The following is a 517-nucleotide window of genomic DNA, read 5'->3' as shown; positions in this document are numbered from 1 at the left end:
GGTCATCTGGGCCACGGACGCGGCGGGCACGAAGGTCAGCGTGGGAGAGGCGGTGGCGGACGACAAGGGCCGCTGGAGCATCACCACCTCGGCGCTGGGGGCGGACGGGGTCTACGACCTGTCGGCGACGGCGGTGAACGCAGCGGGGGTCTCCTCGGCGGAGACCGGGCCGTTCCGCATCGTGCTGGACACCACTAACCCGGAGGCGGCGATCGCGATGCTGACTGACGCCCAGGGCGACGTGACGGGCACTATTGAGGAGGGGGCGATCACGGACGACCGCTCGCCGCTGCTGAGCGGCACGGCGGAGCCGGGCGCCACGGTGACGGTCTATCTGGACGGGGCGGCGGCGGGCAGCGTCACGGCGGACGCGACCAGCGGCAGCTGGAGCCTGGCGCTGGGCCCGCTGGCGGACGGCGAGCACAGCTGGCAGGTGAAGGTCACGGACGCGGCGGGCAACGAGACGCGCGGCGAAAGCGCGTCCTTTACGGTAGACAGCAGCAGCGTGGCGCTGACC

The 517-nt window shown here is 72.7% G+C and carries 1 protein-coding gene; it reads left to right on the top strand.

Annotation, left to right across the window (positions count from 1 at the left end; all coding sequences use genetic code 11):
- A partial coding sequence (locus tag B2J69_RS23465; RefSeq protein WP_143806342.1) for an Ig-like domain-containing protein occupies positions 1 to 517 on the top strand: 517 nt, incomplete at both ends.

This window comes from Pantoea latae, from assembly GCF_002077695.1.
Classification (GTDB): Bacteria; Pseudomonadota; Gammaproteobacteria; order Enterobacterales; family Enterobacteriaceae; genus Pantoea; species Pantoea latae.
This window is presented reverse-complemented; position numbering and strand designations above follow the sequence as displayed.